The sequence below is a fragment of the Nitrospirota bacterium genome (assembly GCA_040757335.1).
GTDB lineage: Bacteria > Nitrospirota > Nitrospiria > 2-01-FULL-66-17 > 2-01-FULL-66-17 > JBFLXB01.
In genome coordinates this window covers 296,657-314,753 of the sequence record JBFLXB010000001.1, presented here as the reverse complement: position 1 = coordinate 314,753, position 18,097 = coordinate 296,657, and the positions used below count along the sequence as shown (strand labels likewise).

At 62.9% G+C, this 18,097-nt stretch carries 18 protein-coding genes and 1 pseudogene; 5 read left to right on the top strand and 14 right to left on the bottom strand.

Annotated elements, in window-relative coordinates; genetic code table 11:
* Positions 1–2: 2 nt before the first annotated feature.
* Both lepB and lepA read right to left on the bottom strand, forming a co-directional pair.
* Positions 3–608 (bottom strand): signal peptidase I, encoded by a 606-nt coding sequence (lepB, locus tag AB1451_01460; GenBank protein MEW6681580.1) that lies wholly within the window; start codon positions 606–608, stop codon positions 3–5.
* 8 nt (positions 609–616) lie between these two features.
* Complete coding sequence (gene lepA, locus AB1451_01455; protein ID MEW6681579.1) at positions 617–2,413, bottom strand: translation elongation factor 4; 1,797 nt, start codon at positions 2,411–2,413, stop codon at positions 617–619.
* A gap of 142 nt (positions 2,414–2,555) precedes the next feature.
* On the opposite strand from lepA, the gene AB1451_01450 reads away from it, so the two are divergent.
* Entirely contained in the window at positions 2,556–2,831 is a 276-nt protein-coding gene (locus AB1451_01450) for a hypothetical protein (protein MEW6681578.1), read from the top strand.
* Between the two features lie 259 nt (positions 2,832–3,090).
* Here the strand turns inward: AB1451_01450 and AB1451_01445 are convergent.
* From AB1451_01445 to AB1451_01400, 10 genes and pseudogenes are all read right to left on the bottom strand, one after another.
* Positions 3,091–4,039 (bottom strand): annotated as a pseudogene (locus AB1451_01445) (glutathione S-transferase family protein).
* Positions 4,040–4,042: 3 nt separating this feature from the next.
* The gene (locus AB1451_01440) at positions 4,043–4,651 is read right to left on the bottom strand and encodes a hypothetical protein (GenBank protein ID MEW6681577.1); all 609 of its coding nucleotides are present in this window, start codon (positions 4,649–4,651) and stop codon (positions 4,043–4,045) included.
* 37 nt (positions 4,652–4,688) lie between these two features.
* Entirely contained in the window at positions 4,689–5,267 is a 579-nt protein-coding gene (locus AB1451_01435) for a DUF4124 domain-containing protein (protein MEW6681576.1), read from the bottom strand.
* Between the two features lie 159 nt (positions 5,268–5,426).
* Complete coding sequence (locus tag AB1451_01430) at positions 5,427–6,611, bottom strand: NAD(P)/FAD-dependent oxidoreductase (GenBank protein MEW6681575.1); 1,185 nt, start codon at positions 6,609–6,611, stop codon at positions 5,427–5,429.
* A 51-nt stretch (positions 6,612–6,662) separates the two neighbouring features.
* On the bottom strand, positions 6,663–7,166 hold the full coding sequence (locus AB1451_01425) for a TPM domain-containing protein (GenBank protein ID MEW6681574.1): 504 nt from the start codon (positions 7,164–7,166) through the stop codon (positions 6,663–6,665).
* Positions 7,160–7,993, bottom strand: coding sequence for a YgcG family protein (locus tag AB1451_01420; protein MEW6681573.1), 834 nt, complete (start codon positions 7,991–7,993; stop codon positions 7,160–7,162). The genes AB1451_01425 and AB1451_01420 overlap by 7 nt, the downstream gene beginning before the upstream one ends.
* Before the next feature lie 70 nt (positions 7,994–8,063).
* On the bottom strand, positions 8,064–8,681 hold the full coding sequence (locus tag AB1451_01415) for a LemA family protein (GenBank protein MEW6681572.1): 618 nt from the start codon (positions 8,679–8,681) through the stop codon (positions 8,064–8,066).
* 101 nt (positions 8,682–8,782) lie between these two features.
* Positions 8,783–10,393, bottom strand: a complete 1,611-nt coding sequence (locus AB1451_01410) for a peptide chain release factor 3 (protein ID MEW6681571.1) — start codon at positions 10,391–10,393, stop codon at positions 8,783–8,785.
* A gap of 124 nt (positions 10,394–10,517) precedes the next feature.
* Positions 10,518–10,868 (bottom strand): GIY-YIG nuclease family protein, encoded by a 351-nt coding sequence (locus AB1451_01405; protein MEW6681570.1) that lies wholly within the window; start codon positions 10,866–10,868, stop codon positions 10,518–10,520.
* A gap of 197 nt (positions 10,869–11,065) precedes the next feature.
* Positions 11,066–12,178, bottom strand: coding sequence for a sensor domain-containing diguanylate cyclase (locus tag AB1451_01400; protein MEW6681569.1), 1,113 nt, complete (start codon positions 12,176–12,178; stop codon positions 11,066–11,068).
* Between the two features lie 126 nt (positions 12,179–12,304).
* On the opposite strand from AB1451_01400, the gene AB1451_01395 reads away from it, so the two are divergent.
* Together AB1451_01395 and AB1451_01390 are read left to right on the top strand one after the other, a co-directional pair.
* Positions 12,305–14,038 carry a GGDEF domain-containing response regulator gene (locus tag AB1451_01395; GenBank protein ID MEW6681568.1) on the top strand — a complete coding sequence of 578 codons (1,734 nt, stop codon included), beginning with the start codon at positions 12,305–12,307 and terminating at the stop codon, positions 14,036–14,038.
* A gap of 159 nt (positions 14,039–14,197) precedes the next feature.
* Positions 14,198–15,139 (top strand): carotenoid biosynthesis protein, encoded by a 942-nt coding sequence (locus AB1451_01390; GenBank protein MEW6681567.1) that lies wholly within the window; start codon positions 14,198–14,200, stop codon positions 15,137–15,139.
* A gap of 76 nt (positions 15,140–15,215) precedes the next feature.
* On the opposite strand, the gene AB1451_01385 is transcribed toward AB1451_01390, so the two are convergent.
* Positions 15,216–16,067, bottom strand: coding sequence for a GGDEF domain-containing protein (locus AB1451_01385; protein MEW6681566.1), 852 nt, complete (start codon positions 16,065–16,067; stop codon positions 15,216–15,218).
* Between the two features lie 260 nt (positions 16,068–16,327).
* Between AB1451_01385 and AB1451_01380 the strand changes: the two genes are divergently transcribed.
* Complete coding sequence (locus tag AB1451_01380) at positions 16,328–16,672, top strand: hypothetical protein (protein ID MEW6681565.1); 345 nt, start codon at positions 16,328–16,330, stop codon at positions 16,670–16,672.
* Positions 16,673–16,743: 71 nt separating this feature from the next.
* The gene (locus tag AB1451_01375; GenBank protein MEW6681564.1) at positions 16,744–16,866 is read left to right on the top strand and encodes a hypothetical protein; all 123 of its coding nucleotides are present in this window, start codon (positions 16,744–16,746) and stop codon (positions 16,864–16,866) included.
* A gap of 21 nt (positions 16,867–16,887) precedes the next feature.
* Here AB1451_01375 and AB1451_01370 read toward each other — a convergent pair whose 3' ends face one another.
* Entirely contained in the window at positions 16,888–18,042 is a 1,155-nt protein-coding gene (locus AB1451_01370) for a YncE family protein (protein ID MEW6681563.1), read from the bottom strand.
* Positions 18,043–18,097 lie beyond the last annotated feature (55 nt).

The following is an 18,097-nucleotide window of genomic DNA, read 5'->3' as shown; positions in this document are numbered from 1 at the left end:
GGCTAATGAATCACCCGCCCGATCCGCGACCACCGCACCCACGAATCCGCGCCGTCCCACGACCAGTAGATGAGGAACGCTTTGCCGCGAATTTTGTGTTCCTTCACAAACCCCCAGAACCGGCTGTCCAAACTCTGATCCCGGTTGTCGCCCATGACAAAGTAGGCACCGGGCGGAACCGTCACCGGACCGAAGTTGTCCCGCCGGTCCTGATGCACGCTGGGATCGGTGTGCTGGGTATGGGACGTGTCGGCCAACGCGCCGTTGAGGTACACGGTCTTGTCGCGGACTTCCACCACGTCGCCGGGCACACCCACCACGCGTTTGATGAAATCCTTACTCTCGTCTTCGGGATACTTGAACACGATTACATCCCCCCGCTGGGGTCGGGATATCGGGACCACCACCCAGTCCGTAAACGGCATCTTGATCCCGTACACGAACTTGTTGACCAGGATGTGGTCGCCGATCGAGAGCGTGGGGATCATGGATCCGGATGGGATCTTGAACGCCTGCACCACGAAGGTGCGGACCGTCAAGGCCAGGAGAATCGCCAGGGCGAACGCCTCGGCGTACTCGCGCGCGGTGGACTTTCTCTTCACCCCCATCTGGGGGATCAGTCGGTCACTTTCAAGAGCGCGAGGAACGCTTCCTGCGGGATCTCCACCCGTCCCACCTGCTTCATGCGTTTCTTGCCTTCTTTTTGTTTCTCCCATAGCTTCCGTTTGCGGGTGATGTCGCCGCCGTAACACTTGGCCGTGACGTTCTTCTTGAGTGCACCGACCGTCTCCCGCGCGATCACGCGACTGCCGATGGCGGCCTGAATCGCGATCTCGAACATCTGGCGCGGGATCAATTCTCGCATTTTCTCGACCAATTGTCGTCCCCGGGTTTGAGCCTTGCTTCGGTGCGCGATGCAAGACAACGCGTCCACCGTCTCCCCGTTCAGGAGAATATCGAGCTTGATGAGGTCGCTCGCTTCGTATCCGACCACCTCGTAGTCGAACGACGCGTACCCGCGGCTGATCGACTTGAGTCGATCATAGAAGTCCAGGATTACTTCGTTGAGCGGAAGACGATAGGTCAGCATCAACCGCTTGACGTCCAGGTACTTCAGGTCGATTTGCGTGCCGCGCCGCTCCTCGCAGAGTCGCAACAGGGCGCCCAGATACTCCTCCGGCGTGATGATGGTCGCCCGGATCATGGGCTCCTCGAACGTGGCGATCTTCTGCACGTCCGGCAATTTTGCGGGGTTCTCGATGTGGAGGATCTCGCCCTTCAGCGTGGTGACGCGGTACACCACGGTCGGCGCGGTGCTGATCAGGGCCAGGTGATACTCGCGCTCCAACCGTTCGCGGACGATCTCCATGTGCAGCAAACCGAGGAATCCGCAGCGAAATCCGAACCCCAGCGCCAACGAGGTCTCCGGTTCGAACGTGAACGACGAGTCATTGAGCCGCAGCTTCTCCAGCGCGTCGCGCAGCGCCTCGAAATCCGCGCTGTCCACGCTGTAGAGGCCGCAAAACACCATCGGTTTTACCTCGGTGTATCCGGGGCACGGCGCGGCCGTGGGCCGCGCGGCTTCGGTCACCGTGTCGCCGATCTTGGTGTCGGCCACGTTCTTGATTCCGGCCACGATGTACCCGACGTCGCCCGCGGCGAGTTCCTCCGTGGGCACGCGTTTGGGGGTGAACACGCCGACCGAATCGACCAGAAACGTCTTGTCGTTCGACATCAGCAGGATCTTGCTGCCGGCTCGCACGCGGCCGTCAACCACGCGCGCCAGGATGATCGCACCCTGGTAGTTGTCGAACCAGGAGTCGACGATCAACGCCTTGAGCGGCGCCTCGCGGTCGCCGCGCGGCGGCGGAATCCGGTGGACGATGGCCTCCAGGATTTCCCTGATCCCCAGGCCTTCCTTGGCGCTCGCGAGGATCGCTTCGGAGGCGTCGATGGCCAACACGTCTTCGAGTTCGCGCTTGACCGCGTCCACGTCGGCGCTCGCCAGATCGATCTTGTTGATGACCGGAACGATGGTCAAGTGATTGGCCATCGCGAGTTGGGCATTGGCAATGGTTTGGGCTTCGACGCCTTGAGTGGCGTCCACAACCAATAAGGCCCCCTCGCACGCCGCAAGGCTGCGGGAGACCTCGTAGGTGAAATCGACGTGCCCTGGGGTGTCGATCAGATTGAACGAGTACGTGCAACCGTTCTTGGCCTGATAGCGTAACCGGACCGCGTGCGCCTTGATCGTGATGCCACGTTCCCGCTCCAGGTCCATGTCGTCCAGAACCTGATCGCGGAGTTCCCTTGCGGTGAGCGCACCGGTTTCCTCAAGGATGCGATCCGCGAGGGTCGATTTGCCGTGATCGATGTGGGCGATAATCGAGAAATTTCGAGTTGTTTCAAGCAACGGGGCTCCGCGCAGGCCGCCAAAAAAACACCGAATTATAGGAACTCCACGGACCGTTGTCAAAAAATTTAACGGCTTGCGCGGGGCGTCTTGACAACGTCCATGCGTGGGATAAGCTGGACCTCAGGCCACGGAGGAAGTGATGAGCCCGGAGGAAAAGGAGAAGATCAAAAAACTCGTCCGGGAGTTGTCACAATGCGTCAACGCCGCGCTCACCGACTCCAACGACGTCAAGGACGCCCTCAAAGACATCGAAGAAGAGGGCTACCAGGTGGATCTGCTCTTTGCCCTCTTCACGCGGATATTACGCAGGAAAGAGGACCCTCCGCAGCTCGAAGGCCCGCCGCTCTCCGCTTCGGCGAGCCCGTTCGACGACCAATTCCTCAAAACCCTACGACTGAACTGGTCAACAGAGTAACGTCACGACGGTGACCCCGGGCACCGCCCGGTGTTCCAGGCCATCACAGCAACGTCCCTGCTTTCAGCGCGTTCACCGTGAACAGTCGATCGCTCAATCCGGTATTCACCTTCACGGGGCAGCTTGATTCTACGGGAACCGTGATCGCGGGTCGGTGGGTCCTCAAGTGTTCGGGACGTCACCGCGAGCGACATCGGGACAAGTATTCCCGAGAACCCAAAATACGCAAGAACAGACCGATGACGATGGGATCGAGGAGCTAGCTGGCTAGGTGCTCGCGCCCGTGTGGCGACGCCAGGTCCTGGGACCGGGCCGACCGGCACGATTCGGGTGGGGTTGATGTCGTCGTGTGTCACGTAGTAATGACGCTTGATGTGATCGAAGTTGACCGTGTCCGCGATCCCCTCGTGTTGGTAGAGATCCCTGAGGTAGCCGAAGAGATTCAGATAATCCACGATGCGCCGAATGTTGCACTTGAAGTGACCGTGGTACACGACGTCGAAGCGGATGAGGGTCACGAAGAGCCGCCAGTCGGACTCCACGATGCGCGAGCCGAACAGATAGCGCCGGGTGGACAGGCGGGCCTCCAGGCCGTCGAGGGCGTCGAACAACCGGGCCACCGCCCGCTCGTACGCGCGCTGCGAGGTGGCGAACCCGGCTTGGTACACCCCGTCGTTCACGTGTTCGTAGACGAACGCGTTGAGCCGGTCGATCTCTTCGCGAAGGTCTTCGGGGTACAGGTCGAGCGTGCTGTCGGTGAAGCGATTGAAGGCGGAGTTGAACATGCGCATGAGGTCGTCGTCGGAGTTGCTGACGATCCTATTCGTCACCGTGTCCCACAAGACCGGCACCGTGACGCGCCCGCTGTAACTCGGATCCGTGGCGGTATAGGCTTCGCTGAGGAACCGGAACCCGTTGACGGGATCAACCGATCCTCCCGGGCCGGTGCCGAAGGCCCAACCGCGTTCGTCGCGGATCGGGTCCACGGCCGTGATGCCGATGACCCCGTCGAGCCGTTTGAGCTTGCGTACGATGATCGTCCGATGCGCCCAGGGACACGCCCACGACACGTACAGGTGATACCGACCGCTGGCCGCGGGGTAACCGGACGACCCGTCGGCCGTGACCCAGCCGCGAAACGCGTCGGGTTGCCGCTTGAACTCGCCTTCCTCGGTCTGTTCTTTGGGAAACTGCGCGCGCACGGCGATCGGTTACTTGGGCGACTCTTTCCCCGCCTGTCGTATCTCCGACGCTTCCTGAAAACAGTCGGCCAAGCGCCCCATGGGCACGCGCTCGCCGTAAAAATGCTCGACCAAGGTGGCTCCGCTCCGGAACCCGAGATTGCCGTTGCCGGTGCCTTCGAACCGATCGTCCTTCATCGTCAGCGTCAGATCATACAGGCTGTCCGGCGACTGAAACAGGCGCCCCGTCATCACGTCCGGCGCGCTGTGTTGCCAGCCGACCAATCCGTACGGCGCCAATACCGCAACGGAGCCGTGCTCGCTGCCGAGGTGGCGGAGCGCGAAACACCCGTTCGGGTCGACCTCGGTCGAAAAAAAGATCTCGCGGTATCGAGACATGAACTCTTCCCGGAGCGTTTCTGGGACTTCCTCGAACGCGACCCGCCGTTCTGCGAAAACGAACAAACCCTCGGCCACCTGCTTGCGGCTCGGGTCCTGACGCGGCTTGTCGAATACCGAGACCTTGTAGGCCTTGCTGGCCGGCTGCGACGGAGGGGACTCCATTGCAAGGGTCTGCGCACCCAGCACCAGAAGGGCCGCGAGGCCTGCGACCGGGATGATCCTTACAACGCGATCCATTAGTTTTTCGCGAGAATGACCTAATCCGCGGGACGGGTCATCTACCCAGGGAAAACCCCCGGCCGTGGTGTTGCCTGCGGCCCACAGCAATGCGACGCTCGCCCTGATTGGACGAGTCATCCGTCGAAACTACCGCTCGATCCGAAGCGAACGCGCGGGTGTTGACGGTACGGACACCGGGGGGGCTCGCACGCGGTTGGTCCACTCTCGAAACGCGGTCGCGACCCTCGGACGGTGCCGACGTGCGAAAAATCCGGTTCAGGCTCACGGTGGAGGACGCGGAAGCAACCGACGGTCTCTTCTGCGGTCCCCTCGCCCCATACGATTCTGGGGCCCCAGGGTTTCGATGTGGTCGCGGGGGCGACTTGAACGCGGGGTGGCTCGGCGTTACGTGCCTCGGGACATGATGTCCGATGCGATCCGTGGTCATCGAGGTGTGGCCGTCCCGATGCGACTTATGATGGGACTTATGTTTGAGAAAATGTCGCTTATGACGATCACCATACCGATGAACCTGGACGTTCGGTGGAGCGCCTTTGGGGTCGTCTGTAAACATGACGCTCCCGTCGGTATTGCGCCAGGTGTACAGGGTGGTGGCCGACGCGGACGCTGACATCAACGGGAGGGAGAAGACCAGGAACACGACGAGCGCGAACACGCTGGGAGGCATGACGGCCTTTCCATTGGGACCGACTGATCAAGCAACGCCATGGTAACTCCCGGGTATGACGCATTGCAAGGTACGAAGTTGTCGAGCGGCCGGTGCGTTGTCCGGTCAGACAGATTGGCCGGCAGCGAAGCCCGACGACCACGCCCACTGGAAATTGAAGCCGCCGAGATGACCGGTCACGTCCACCACCTCGCCGATGAAATACAGACCGGGGTGCGCGCGGCTGGCCATGGTTTTTGAGGACAGATCGCGCGTGTCCACGCCGCCCACCGTGACTTCCGCCGTACGATAGCCTTCGGTGGCGGCTGGCTTCAGCTCCCAGCGCTGCACCCGGTCCGCGATTTCGCTGATCACGCGCCCCGGTAATTCGGCGATGGGTTTCTCGGCCCATTCCCGCCACCACAGCGCCTCCAGTTCCGCGATCAGATTCCTGGGTAAATACTGACCCAGGCCCGTGTGCAACACGGTCCGAGGCTGCGTGTGTTTGAGGGTGTTCAAGAGGTCGACGGCATTGTGTTGGGGAAGCAGATTCACCACCACGGGGTCGCCCGGCTGCCAATGACTCGACAACTGCAACACCGCCGGACCGCTGAGGCCGCGATGCGTGAACAACACGGCGTCCATAAACGAGTGCGGGCCGGTCGAGATCCGGGCCGGGACCGACAGCCCGGAAAGCCGCGACGAGAGGTCCCGGAACGCGTCCGTGAACGTGAACGGCACCAGACCAGGCCGGCACGGCAGAACCCGTAATCCGAATTGCCGGGCGACCTCGTACCCGAACCCCGAACCTCCCAGACTGGGCACCGACAGCCCACCCGTCGCCACCACCAACGCGTCGCCCTGATATACGCCGTGAGTGGTGGCCAGACCAAAACCGGATCCAGCCTCGATCGTCCGCACCCCGCACCCGATCTCGATCTGCACCCCGGCCTGCACGCACTCCTCCAGGAGCATCGCAAGGATGGCCTTGGACGACTCGTCGCAGAACAGCTGGCCCTGGGTTTTTTCGTGAAAGGGAATGCGGTGTCGTTTCACCAGGTCAATAAAATCCCACTGGGTGTACCGGCTCAGAGCCGATTTGCAGAAATCCGGATTGGCCGAGAGGAACCGATCCGGTTCAACGTATAGGTTGGTGAAATTGCAGCGTCCACCGCCGGACATGAGGATCTTTTTGCCGACCTTGTTCGCGCGCTCCAACAGCAACACCCGACGGCCGCGTCGACCGGCCGTGATGGCGCACAGCAACCCCGCAGCACCGCCGCCAAGGATCACCACATCGAAGGACTTCACGAAACTGCGCCGGGCATGGTTTGAAGTGATTCTTGAAGTTTCAGTGGTCGGTTACAACACCACCGGGGCGTCCGGCAGCTCGTTGCGTCGCTTGCCCTCTCCGGGATAGTGGCGGACAAGGTGGCCGCTGACCGCCCGGATGCCGGCGAGCACGCCCTCCTCGAACCGGCCATCGCGGAACGCCCGCTCCATTTCGCGGCAGATGCGTTCCCACTCCTCGGGAGCCACCAGCCGGGACACGCCGCGGTCGGCAACGATCTCCACGTCCCGATCCGCGAGCAACAGGTAAATCAACACGCCGTTGTTGTGCTCGGTGTCCCAGACTCGCAAGAACGAAAACACGTCGATGGCCCGGCCGCGCGCCGTTTGATTTTGCAGCAACGGCACGAGATCGAGCGCGGCTTCGACCGCGAACCGAATCTGGCCGCGGTGGGTGGCTTCGCTCGCGCGAATGGACTGCTCGATCGCCCGCATGGTGCGAGCGGGAAACGCCACTCGCACGCGCCACGGAGGGCTCAGCAGATGCCGGATCAGCCGCGCGAAGCTGGTTACCATCGTCCCGATGCGCCCCCGCCGCCGAAACTCCCTCCGCCTCCCCCGCCGAACCCGCCGCCGAATCCACCACCACGACCCATGAGCGCCCCGCCCAGACCGCCGAAACGCCCGCCATAGCCCCCGCGTCCAAGCGGCGCGGCCATCGCCAGCGTAAACAGGAACGCGAGAAACGCCACGAGCAAACCGGCAACCAGTGATCCCACTACGATCCAGACGAACAATCCTCCGAGACCTCCGGTAATGGAGGCACCCATCAGGCGGCCGAAGAGCCCGCGCAATACCACGCCCAGGACGATGGTCCCTACCACCAGCACCGGCAACAGATCGTCGATCCCGGACCACTGGCGGTCGCGCGCTTGAGGCGGCGGCAACGGCTCGCCGTCGATGAGGCGAATCAGTCGGCCGACCCCCGCGTCCACGCCGCCGTAGAAATCGCCCTGTCGGAAATACGGCACCATAATTTCGCTGATGATGCGTTTGGCGACGGCATCGGGGATCACGCCTTCAAGGCCGTAGCCGACCTCGATCCGCAGGGCGCGGTCGCCTTTGGCCACCAACAGGAGCACGCCGTCGTCCACGCCCTTGCGCCCGAGCTTCCACGCCTCCGCCACGCGCAGGGCGTATTCCTCGATGGCTTCGGGTTCGGTGCTGGCGACCAGCAACACCGCGATCTGGCTGCCCTTGCGTTGCTCGAACGCGCGCAACGCGCGCTCCAACGCGTCTCGCTGATCAGGGGTGAGCGTATCGGTCAGATCGGTGACGAACGCGGAGAACGGCGGGACCGGCAACTGGGCAAAGGCCACCGCGCCCAGAGCGGCAAACAGGATCGCAACTCCCCACCCGAGCGTGCGCGCGGCGCGCGTCACGGCGCGGTTCCTGCGCGGAGCACGGGCCGCGTCAGTTCGCCGCGGCGGGCGGCGTCGAGCCAAAATCCACCGTGGGTGGTTTGGCGAGGTCCTGTTCGTTCTCGACCGTGAAAGAGGGCTTGGTCTTGTACCCGAAGACCATCGCGGTCAGGTTGCTCGGGAAGCGCCGCACGGTGACGTTGTAGTCCTGCACCGCCTTGATGTAACGGTTTCTCGCGACCGTGATGCGGTTCTCCGTGCCCTCGAGTTGCGCCTGCAGGTCACGAAAGACCCCGTCCGCTTTGAGCTGCGGGTAGTTCTCCGCCACCACCAGCAGGCGAGACAAGGCCGACGTCATCTCGCCCTGCGCGGCCTGGAACTTGGCGAACGCCTGAGGATCGTTGATCAACTCCGGCGTCGCCTGGATCGCGCCCACCTTGGCGCGCGCGTCGGTCACGCGGGTCAACACCTCCACCTCGTGCGCCGCGTATCCTTTGACCACGTTGACCAGATTCGGCACCAGGTCCGCTCGACGCTGGTATTGGTTGAGCACTTCCGCCCAACTCGCGGTGATCTGCTCGTCGGTGGTCTGCAGCGTGTTGTATCCGCAGCCGGCGAGAGCAGTGACCAGGACCACGAACAGCCACAGCAACGAGAGCCGTCGGTTCATCATCGCGTCCTCCGGGTAAGCCGCACAATACGATCCTGCATAAAACCACGGCTGGCCCCACACTTCAAGAGTCCGGTTCGGCCGAGCGTCCGAACCGGACTCTACCCGATATCGCGGAGCGTGTGGTGCGGGTTCAACTCACGGGCGTAGGTCTTGGCAACGAGGTTCGGGAACAGGACCATGGCCCGGGCGAGACGGTCCTTGACCACGATCGAGGTGAACGGGAGTTTGAACGTCTCGGGGTCGCCCTCCAGCCACGCGCTGCACGTGAACGGGAGCGATTCGAGCACCGTCTCCACGCCGTATTCGTGTTTGAGGCGATACTGCAGGACGTCGAACTGCAGACGCCCCACCGCTCCGATGTACCAGTCGGTCTCGTTGAGATTGCGAAGGATCTGCACCGTGCCCTCTTCAGCCATCTGGTTCATGCCCTTGTCGAACGCCTTGCGCTTCCCCACGTCCTTCGGAAAGATTCGTCCGAAGACCTCGGGCTGGAATTGGGGCAAGGGTTTGAAGCTGAAGCCGTTCGTCACCGAGATCGTGTCTCCGATGGCGAACTGCCCGGAGTTCACCACGCCCACGATGTCGCCGGGATACGCCTCGTCGAGCGTGGTCCGCTCCTGCGCCACCAGGCTATGCGGCCGCGACAGCCGCACCTGGGTGCCGAGGCGATGGTGGGCGACCACCATGCCTCGCGTGAACCTCCCGGAACAGACGCGGAGAAATGCGGTGCTGTCGCGGTGCCGCGGGTTCATATTGGCCTGGAGCTTGAACACGTAGGCGCTGAACGGCGTGTCGATGGGATCCACGGTCGCTTCGTTGCCGTCGGCTCCGGTCACGGGTCGCGGGCCGGGGCACGGCGCGAGCTCGACGAACGCGTCGAAGAAGCTCTCGATGCCGAAGTTGGTGAGCGCCGAGGCGAAAAAAACCGGAGTGACGGCCCCTTGCAGAAACCGCTCGCGCGAGAACGGGTTGCCGGCCGCGTCCAAGAGTTCCAAGTCGTGGCGCGCTTGGTCGAGCAGCTCCGGCGATACCGACGACGTGATCTCCGGTGAGTCGAGCGGCACCCGGGTCATCTCGGCTTTAGCCGCGCCCCCGGCCGCCTTTCTGGTGAAATGCAGCAAGGTCCTGCTCGCTCGGTCCACCACCCCCACGAAGTCCCGGCCTGATCCCACCGGCCAGTTCAGGGCGCTGGCCTCGACGCCCAGGACCTGTTCGACCTCGGCCATCAGTTCCAACGGCGCGCGGCCCGGGAGATCCATCTTGTTGATCAGCGTGAGCACCGGAATCCGGCGGAGTCGGCAGACTTCGAACAACTTGCGAGTCTGAGTCTCCACGCCTTTGGCCGCGTCGATGACCATGATGGCGCTGTCGGCTGCGGTGAGGGTGCGGTAGGTGTCCTCGCAGAAGTCTTGGTGTCCCGGGGTGTCCAGGACATTGATCACGGTGTGTTTATACTCGAACTGCATGGCCGACGCAGTGATGGAGATCCCGCGCTCTTGTTCCATGCCCATCCAGTCCGACGTGGCGAGCGCTCCGCCTTTTCGACGGCCCACCATCCCGGCGGTGCGAATCATGCCGGAGTACAGGAGCAGTTTTTCCGTGACCGTGGTCTTGCCCGCGTCGGGATGACTGATGATGGCGAAGGTCCGCCGTCGTTCCGTGGCGGCGCGCAGGTCGGTGGTGTTCTGGACGGTGACGGCGGAGGTCATGTCAGGCGCAATGAACCGAGCCCGGGGGAGCAGTACCCTAGGCCGATGGAGGCGGAAATGGGCGGAGGATGTTCACCAGCGTGCGTGCGATTGTGCGCGAGTTCAATATTAGTGAATTCCAGGATCACCCGTCAAGGCGTGCACCGTTATGAGATTCAAGCCCTTCGGCAGCAATCACCCCATCCGCCCCGCCGACGATCAACCGTTCTTTTGCCCGGCGCGACAAGGCTTTGACCGCGTATTCGCGCTTCAGGGCCGCGGAGCGACTCGCACATGACTCGCGATATACCATCCGCACTGGTCTGCGTCCACGGGTGTAGCGAGACGCCCGTCCGTTTTGGTGTTGAGCCAGACGCCGCTCCGGGTCGACCGTGATGCCGGCATACAACGAGCCGTCGCGGCATCGCAATAGATACAGCGTCCACGTCTCTGCGAGGTCCGGCGCGGAGCCGCGGACGGTTCTCCTTCTGATCATGGGCGAGCCGCGCGGGAGGTGAACACGCGGTGAAGGATTCCGCGGTGCCATTATGGTCAATCTGCCTGATGCGGGCCGGCAATGTCAAACAGGCGGAGCGGTACGCGCGGCGACGCCGATCTGTCCCGGTCACCCAGCGATGCCGCGGTGATGATCCAGACGATGGTCAGTAGAATCCGGAACGATCGAGGGTGGGGTTAAGCCGCCTGCTGGCCGTTGATCGCGAAACTCACCGTGCGGTTCTTCCCGGTGGTCTTGGCGGTGTAGAGCGCTTGATCCGCCTGCCGCATCAGCTCCTCTTTGTTACGGGTGGAAGGACCGGGAAACGTGGCGGTTCCGACGCTGGCCGACAGTACGTGCGGCTGGTTGAGGCGGATCTGCTCCACGGCCCGTCTGATCCGTTCCGCCTCGATGAAGGCGCCGAAGGCATCGGTGTCCGGAAGCAGGATCGCGAATTCATCGCCTCCGTACCTGGCGGCGACATCCGACTTGCGCATGGCCTGGAGGATCGCTTGCGCCACGCGTTGCAGGGCCTGATCGCCCCCTTCGTGGCCGAACGTGTCGTTGACTTGTTTGAACCGATCAAGATCCAGCATCAGATACGACAGCGGACGGTTGTACCGCTCGGCGGTGGCGAACGCCTGCTCCATGCGGATCGCCAGACTTCGGTGGTTCAACAATCCGGTGAGGGGATCGTGCACGGCCTGGTTCGCGAGCAGGGCGTTCTGTTCCTCCAGACGTTGCTGTTCGGCAAGGCCCAACAGAGCGTTCGCCGCCATCTTCGCAGCGGTTTGGCAGAACAGCCACTCGTCTGGGGTGAACACCCGACGGGGCCGCGAGGTTCGCAAAAACAAGGTGCCGAGGATCTCTTCCCGATAGCTGATCGGGATCACCAGGATGGACCGAATATCGAGATGATTGAACAACGAGATCACGCCTTTCATCCGTGGATCGGTGTTGACGTCCTCGATCAAGACGGACTCCCCGGACGCCACGGCCTGGGCGATCTCCGGATATTTCACCAAATCAATCGGGAACGCGGTGGCGGTGGGATTCTCATAGGTCGCTACCACTTGACCGGTGGGTTGATCCTTAGCGACCAGGATCACCGAGCAACGCACCACGTCCACGACCTTGGCGATCACCCGCACCAACACCCCGAGGACATCCTCGTGGGTTTTAGTCGAGGTCAGCGCGGTCGCGATGTCCAGCAATCCCCCGAGCGCACGAGACTCTCCGAACTCGCTGCTACTAGTCGGCGATGACGCGGCTCTCAGATGGTCTTGCGTGGACGGAACCCGCTGGTTCACGGGGAGCAACTATATCAGGAAGACACGGTTTGACAAGGACTTGCGCACAGGTGCCGATCCTTGACGGCCATCGGAGCGATGATACAGTACGCTACGTCTCGAAAAAGAAAAGGGGGATGTGATGTCATGACTCAGGTCCTTCGTGTCCTCCTCATCGAGGATTCTCCCGATGATGCCGCGCTGCTTTTGCGGGAGCTGCAGCGAGGCACGTATCAGATCACACATGACCGCGTGGACACCGCCGACGCGCTGAATGTCGCGCTGGATCGCCAGCCCTGGGATCTCGTCTTAGCGGACTATTCGATGCCTCAGTTCGACGGCATGACCGCGTTGCGCCTCGTGAGGGGCAAAGGACTCGATCTTCCCTTTATTTTCGTGTCCGGCACGATCGGGGAGGACACCGCGGTCGAGGCGATGAAGGCCGGCGCGAACGACTATGTCATGAAAGACAACCTCAAACGACTGCTCCCGGCGGTGCAGCGGGAGTTGCGAGAAGCGGCCAGCCGTCGGGCCCGCCGACTGGCCGACGCCATGGTGCATCGCATGGCGTATTGTGACCCGCTGACGCATCTGCCGAATCGGAACAGACTGTACGACCGCCTGCAGGAGGGCATTCAGGGCGATACCCGTCATGACAAGATCATGGCGCTCTTGCTCATGGACTTGAACGGATTTAAGGAGATCAACGACACCCTGGGCCACTATCGGGGCGACCACGTCTTACAACAGGTGGGAGCGCGCTTGCGCGCGGTGTTGTGGGAACCGGATCTGGTAGCACGCCTGGGAGGAGATGAATTCGCCGTCCTCCTGCCGCGTTTGGCGACTGCGGCCGACGTCCACGTCGTCATCCAGAAGATCCTCAACGCGCTGCAGGCGCCCGTGGTGATCCAAGGCTTGCCCCTCGCCGTGCGGGCGAGTCTCGGGGTGGCGCTCTACCCCGAACACGGTGATAACCCCGACACCCTCCTGCGCAGAGCCGACGTGGCCATGTACGCCGCCAAAAAAACCGGGGAATACGTGATCTATGACGCCTCGCACGACCAGCATAGCCCGCTCCGCCTGGCGCTCTCGGGTGCGCTGCAGCAGGCGATCGGTACGGACCAATTTCGCCTCCACTATCAGCCCAAGATCGCGTTCGCGACCCGTCGCATCGTAGGGGTGGAAGCGCTCGCCCGCTGGCATCACCCGGACTATCACTCCATCCCGCCCGACGAATTCATCCCCACGGCCGAGCAGACCGGGTTGATTAAGTCCCTCACGCGATGGGTGCTGGTGGCGGCCTGTCGCCAATGGGAGACCTGGCAACGGGCGGGCGTCCGGCTCGGGGTGGCCGTGAATCTCTCGGCGCGAAACCTCCACGACCCGAACCTGCCCGATCAGGTCGCCGACGTCTTGTCCACCTACGGGATGCCGCCTTCCGCCTTGCATCTCGAAATTACCGAGAGCGCGGTGATGACGGATCTGCAACGCGCCAAAAGTGTCCTCGCCAGGTTACGTGAGGTGGGGACGCGGCTGGCGGTCGATGACTTCGGGACGGGCTATTCTTCCCTGGGGTACTTGAAGGACCTCCCCGTGCACGAGATCAAGATCGATAAATCGTTCGTCCACGGCGTGGCCAAGGATGCCCACGCGATCACGATCGTGGGTTCGATCATTTCGCTGGGGCATCATCTCGGGCTGGACGTGACGGCGGAAGGGGTCGAGGACCAAGCCGCCTGGGAACAGCTGGCCGCTCTCGGTTGTGACGCCGCGCAGGGGTACTACATGGGACGCCCCCTCGCCGCCGACGAGCTCGAATCATGGTTGAACGAGTCACCCTGGGGCTTGAACTCGGGACAAACGACCTCCGCGGCGGCGTAGTTCGCTTCAAACGCCATCGAGTACCTCAATCTGGTCTATAATCGAGCCCGGCCCTTACCGGGAGATGGAGCGACATCGGGCCCCGTCGGGACCGGTCGCTACGCGGAACGACTGCCTGACCGCTCGCGACAGCTTGATCGCGCAAAGGAGGTGTGACGCATGGGGATGTCGAACCCTCGTGCCGACAGTTTGTTTCCAGGTGGCGCGTCGCGACTCACGACCGCGTTGTGGCTTCTGCTGCCGGCGTACACCGTGGTCAGTGCCGTGATGTTCTTTATGGTGCCCACGCACCAAGTGTTGGTACTGATGGTCACCGCGGTCTGCCTCGCCCTGATCCACGGCTCCATGCGGTACGGCGCGAGGGGCATGCTCGTGTTCCTCCTGCTGTCTTCAGGGGTCGGCTTGTTGATGGAAAACGCGAGCATTGCCATTGGGTCCCCTTTTGATCGTTATCACTACACGAATTTCTTTCATGCCCCGATGATCGGCCGGGTGCCGCTCGACGTCGGCGTGCTGTACTTTGGGATGGGTTATACCGCGTGGGTGATCGGCAATATCCTGCTCGACAAGGCCGACGCCCGTCTGAACCAGCGGCTCAACCGAATCGCCCTGCCGGTGGTCGCGGCGTTCGTGTTGGCGATGTGGGACGTGGTGCTGGATCCCACATCTTCTACAATCCACAACGTCTGGATCTGGCACAACAGCGGCGGCTACTTCGGGGTTCCGCTGACGAACTTCGTTGGCTGGTACGTGGTGGCCTACCTGTTTTTCCAGGGGTTCGCGTTCTACCTGACAGTTCGCGCCAGGCACACTCCGATTCGAACGAACACGCAGGGCAAGGGGTACTGGCTCCCTCCGGTGGTGCTGTACCTCCTGGTCGCTGCCGGCTATATCGCGACGTACGCGATTTCGCCGAACACCGAACACGCCGATGCCTTGGGGTACGTCTGGCGCAGCAGGGACATCTACGAAACCGCCGCGATCATCAGCATCTACACCATGGGGTTCGCCGGCGGCTTAGCGGTCTTGCGACTCTTTCAGCACCCGCCCGAACCGCGGGTGGCTGGGAGTGCGCCCGTCACGCCTTCAAGTGTTCCTTGAGGTATGTGATGGTCCTGGCCCACGCTTGGTCGGCGGCCTGTTTGGTATTCGTCGTGGAGGTCGATGATGCGTTGGTTCATTGGGGCGTCGCCAAGCTGAAGACCACGAGTCGGTTGCGACCTTCGGCTTTGGCACGATACATCGCCCGATCCGCGAAGATCAAGAGCCGTTCGGCGTTGTCGCCGTGGTCGGGAAACGCCACGAGCCCGATGCTCGCCGAGACCTGCAGTGAGCCGCCGACGGTCAACCCGCTGATCGCTTGTCGGATGTTTTCAGCGGCCGCGTTGGCGTGGCGCGTATCAGTGCGCGGTAGGTACACCGCGAATTCATCGCCGCCAAGCCGGGCCACGATGTCCGTCACGCGCAAACACTGGGGGATGACCTCCGCGACTCGTTTCAACAGCTCATCCCCGGTCTGATGGCCCAAGCGATCATTGACCGCCTTGAACCCGTCGAGGTCTAGGAACAAGATGGTCCCCTGCTCCCCGTATCGTCGGGCCAGTGCCAGTTGACGTTCCAGTTCCTTGTGAAAGTGCTTGTGATTCATCAACCCGGTGAGCGGATCCAGCGTCGCCTGTTTGGCAAACTGCTTCTCCAGGCGTTTTCGCACCGCGATGATACGGATCCCCAGGAAGGCCGCGCCGCTCATTAGGATGAGCCGCAGAAACTCGGGCAGTTCGTGCGGAAAGGTGAAGATCGCGTAGGGGATGTGCAGGAACAGAAACCAGGCAATGGCGCCGAGGCCGATGCCAGGCGTCAGGCGGTGAGCCACGTAGAGCCCCAGAATCAGCGCGGCGACATCGTGACTTTCGTGAAGATACGGGAAGATCGGACTGGAAACGAACCGCTCGAAGCCGGGCACCACCTCCACAACGTCGCCGGCGGCCAAGACAGACATCACGAGGAACACCACGGCCACCCAACCCACGCAAACGCGAGGTCTGGAAGGTTCCGACTCTTGCGCGACCTGCGAGCGAGACCCGGATGGAAAGGGTTGGTCGACCACAGTCTTTGCTCCCCCTCGACCAGCGCTTCAAGAACCCAACTACCTCGGCAATTCTAGCAGACTGCCAGAATAGTCAACTGTCCGGCCCGAACGAGTCATGGGTTGCGATCCGAGCCGACAATGAGGCACAATGGATGAGTCGCGACGGGCCGGCTGTCCAGACTGTGAAGGAGGGCTTCACCATGAGATGGATCGTCATGACGCTCGTTCTCACCACGGTCATGCTGGGAGCCGGTGTGATGGCGGAGGTCGGCGCGGCCACGCTGGAAGAGATCCAGGCCCCTGCTTCGCTGCCCTCGCTGGACATCGGACCACCGTCCACGAATACGCCTCTGCCGTCGCTGGAAACCGGCCCTCCGTCGCTCGACACACCGCTGCCTGCGATGGATTCCGGCGCCCCCCCAGTGAGGACCCCACTCCCCTCTACTGAGACGGCGCCACCGGCAGCGGACACACCCGTTTCGCCCTCGGACTCACAACCGGCGGAGCCGGCTCCCGAGCCCGCAGAAGAAGTCCCGCCGGGATAGCCCCTCGTCTTCAGCGCCTTCAGGATGGTGCGACCCGCGTCTCCGCGTGCGGGTGAGAACCCCAGACGCCGGTGGCGCGCTCGGCGCTGGCCCAGTGGGTGCAAGTGCCCCTGTACGGCGCGCCGTATCCCAAACCCAGCGTGGTGGCCGTGGTCAAAACCACTACCACGGGTTCAACGGTGATCGGGAGCTGACGGCCGCGCGCGGCGATCGTTTTAACCGCTCTTCTTGCGGACCGCGATGCCGTGCGGGTCGCTGGAAGACTCGGCGCTCTGATCGCCGATCGGAATGATGAATTCGCGTTTGGCGGCCTTGCCCCCGCCCTGAACCAAAAGCACGCTGACCCCGGGCGACTTGCCGGCCACATCGTGCGTGCCGGTGGCGGGTTTGGGCCCCCGCAGCGTGGCGAACACGCGATCCCCGCCGGGCGAGACGTCCAAGAGATCCGGGGCGTCGCCCACGCCGTCGATCTTTGCGACCACTTTTCCGTCGCCGGTGAGCACCGCAACGTTGTCGTCCGACCGATTCGCGACCCACACGTGGCCGCCGGCCAACGCGACGCCGTGTGCGTCGCGCCCGGTGTCCGTCAGCGCGGACGAGCTCATCAGCGAATCCTTGGCGGCGTCGAACACGTAAAACTTCCCACCCGATGCCGATCCCGAGTTCGCATACATGCGTTTCCCGTCCGCGCTTCGCAACGTGCCGCACCCATTGGCCTCGATGCCGTCTTTCACCTTACCGAAGGCCTTGGTCACCTTGGCCGGCGCAGCCTGGTCCGCGGGGAAGGACACCACCGCGATTCCGCCGCCGCGGAGGGTCACGTAGGCTTTGGATCCGTCGGCCGTAAACATCAGACAGATCGGCGCCCGATCCGGAAATTCCGCAGCATCGGCCAACTCGGGCGCCTGCTCCAGATCGAACACCCGTCCGACCCGGAACGCGCCCTTGCCGTAGTCGGTCAAGATCTCGGTCAGCTTCTTGTCGTTTTGATTCGCGACCAACGCGCGCTTCCCGTCGGGAGACGGCACGGCGGCGTGCGCCTGCTGGCCGAGGTCCTCATTGAACACGACTTTGCGGTCCGACCCGCGCATGACGTACACGTGGCCCGACGCGACATTCGCAATAAACGCATAATCCTGTTTCGGAGAAAACACGACCATGTGCGGCTTCGCGCCGCCGAACGGCGCTAGGTCTATGCGTTCGGGTTGAGCCTGGGCGGCCAGTTTGGTCCCGTCGTAGATAAGCAGCGAGTTCGTGCCCTGATCAAGCACCCAGAGTTCGTACGCGGTCTCGGCACCCACCGCGCGCGACCCCGCGAGCCAACCGACCGTGAGCACGGCGAACATCAGAAGAGCGGCCCGGCGTGTCATACTCTCTCCCTCCTGGTAAGAGACAGCGAGGTATCGCGTTTCCCTGAGAGACGGG

What these genes read in the sequence shown, in the direction of transcription:
- lepB (MEW6681580.1), bottom strand. Translation starts at nt 608, where the DNA reads ATGGGGGTGAAGAGAAAGTCCACCGCGCGCGAGTACGCCGAGGCGTTC.
- AB1451_01450 (MEW6681578.1), top strand. Translation starts at nt 2,556, where the DNA reads ATGAGCCCGGAGGAAAAGGAGAAGATCAAAAAACTCGTCCGGGAGTTG.
- AB1451_01440 (MEW6681577.1), bottom strand. Translation starts at nt 4,651, where the DNA reads ATGGATCGCGTTGTAAGGATCATCCCGGTCGCAGGCCTCGCGGCCCTT.
- AB1451_01435 (MEW6681576.1), bottom strand. Translation starts at nt 5,267, where the DNA reads ATGTCAGCGTCCGCGTCGGCCACCACCCTGTACACCTGGCGCAATACC.
- AB1451_01425 (MEW6681574.1), bottom strand. Translation starts at nt 7,166, where the DNA reads ATGGTAACCAGCTTCGCGCGGCTGATCCGGCATCTGCTGAGCCCTCCG.
- AB1451_01415 (MEW6681572.1), bottom strand. Translation starts at nt 8,681, where the DNA reads ATGAACCGACGGCTCTCGTTGCTGTGGCTGTTCGTGGTCCTGGTCACT.
- AB1451_01410 (MEW6681571.1), bottom strand. Translation starts at nt 10,393, where the DNA reads ATGACCTCCGCCGTCACCGTCCAGAACACCACCGACCTGCGCGCCGCC.
- AB1451_01405 (MEW6681570.1), bottom strand. Translation starts at nt 10,868, where the DNA reads ATGATCAGAAGGAGAACCGTCCGCGGCTCCGCGCCGGACCTCGCAGAG.
- AB1451_01395 (MEW6681568.1), top strand. Translation starts at nt 12,305, where the DNA reads ATGACTCAGGTCCTTCGTGTCCTCCTCATCGAGGATTCTCCCGATGAT.
- AB1451_01390 (MEW6681567.1), top strand. Translation starts at nt 14,198, where the DNA reads ATGGGGATGTCGAACCCTCGTGCCGACAGTTTGTTTCCAGGTGGCGCG.
- AB1451_01380 (MEW6681565.1), top strand. Translation starts at nt 16,328, where the DNA reads ATGAGATGGATCGTCATGACGCTCGTTCTCACCACGGTCATGCTGGGA.
- AB1451_01370 (MEW6681563.1), bottom strand. Translation starts at nt 18,042, where the DNA reads ATGACACGCCGGGCCGCTCTTCTGATGTTCGCCGTGCTCACGGTCGGT.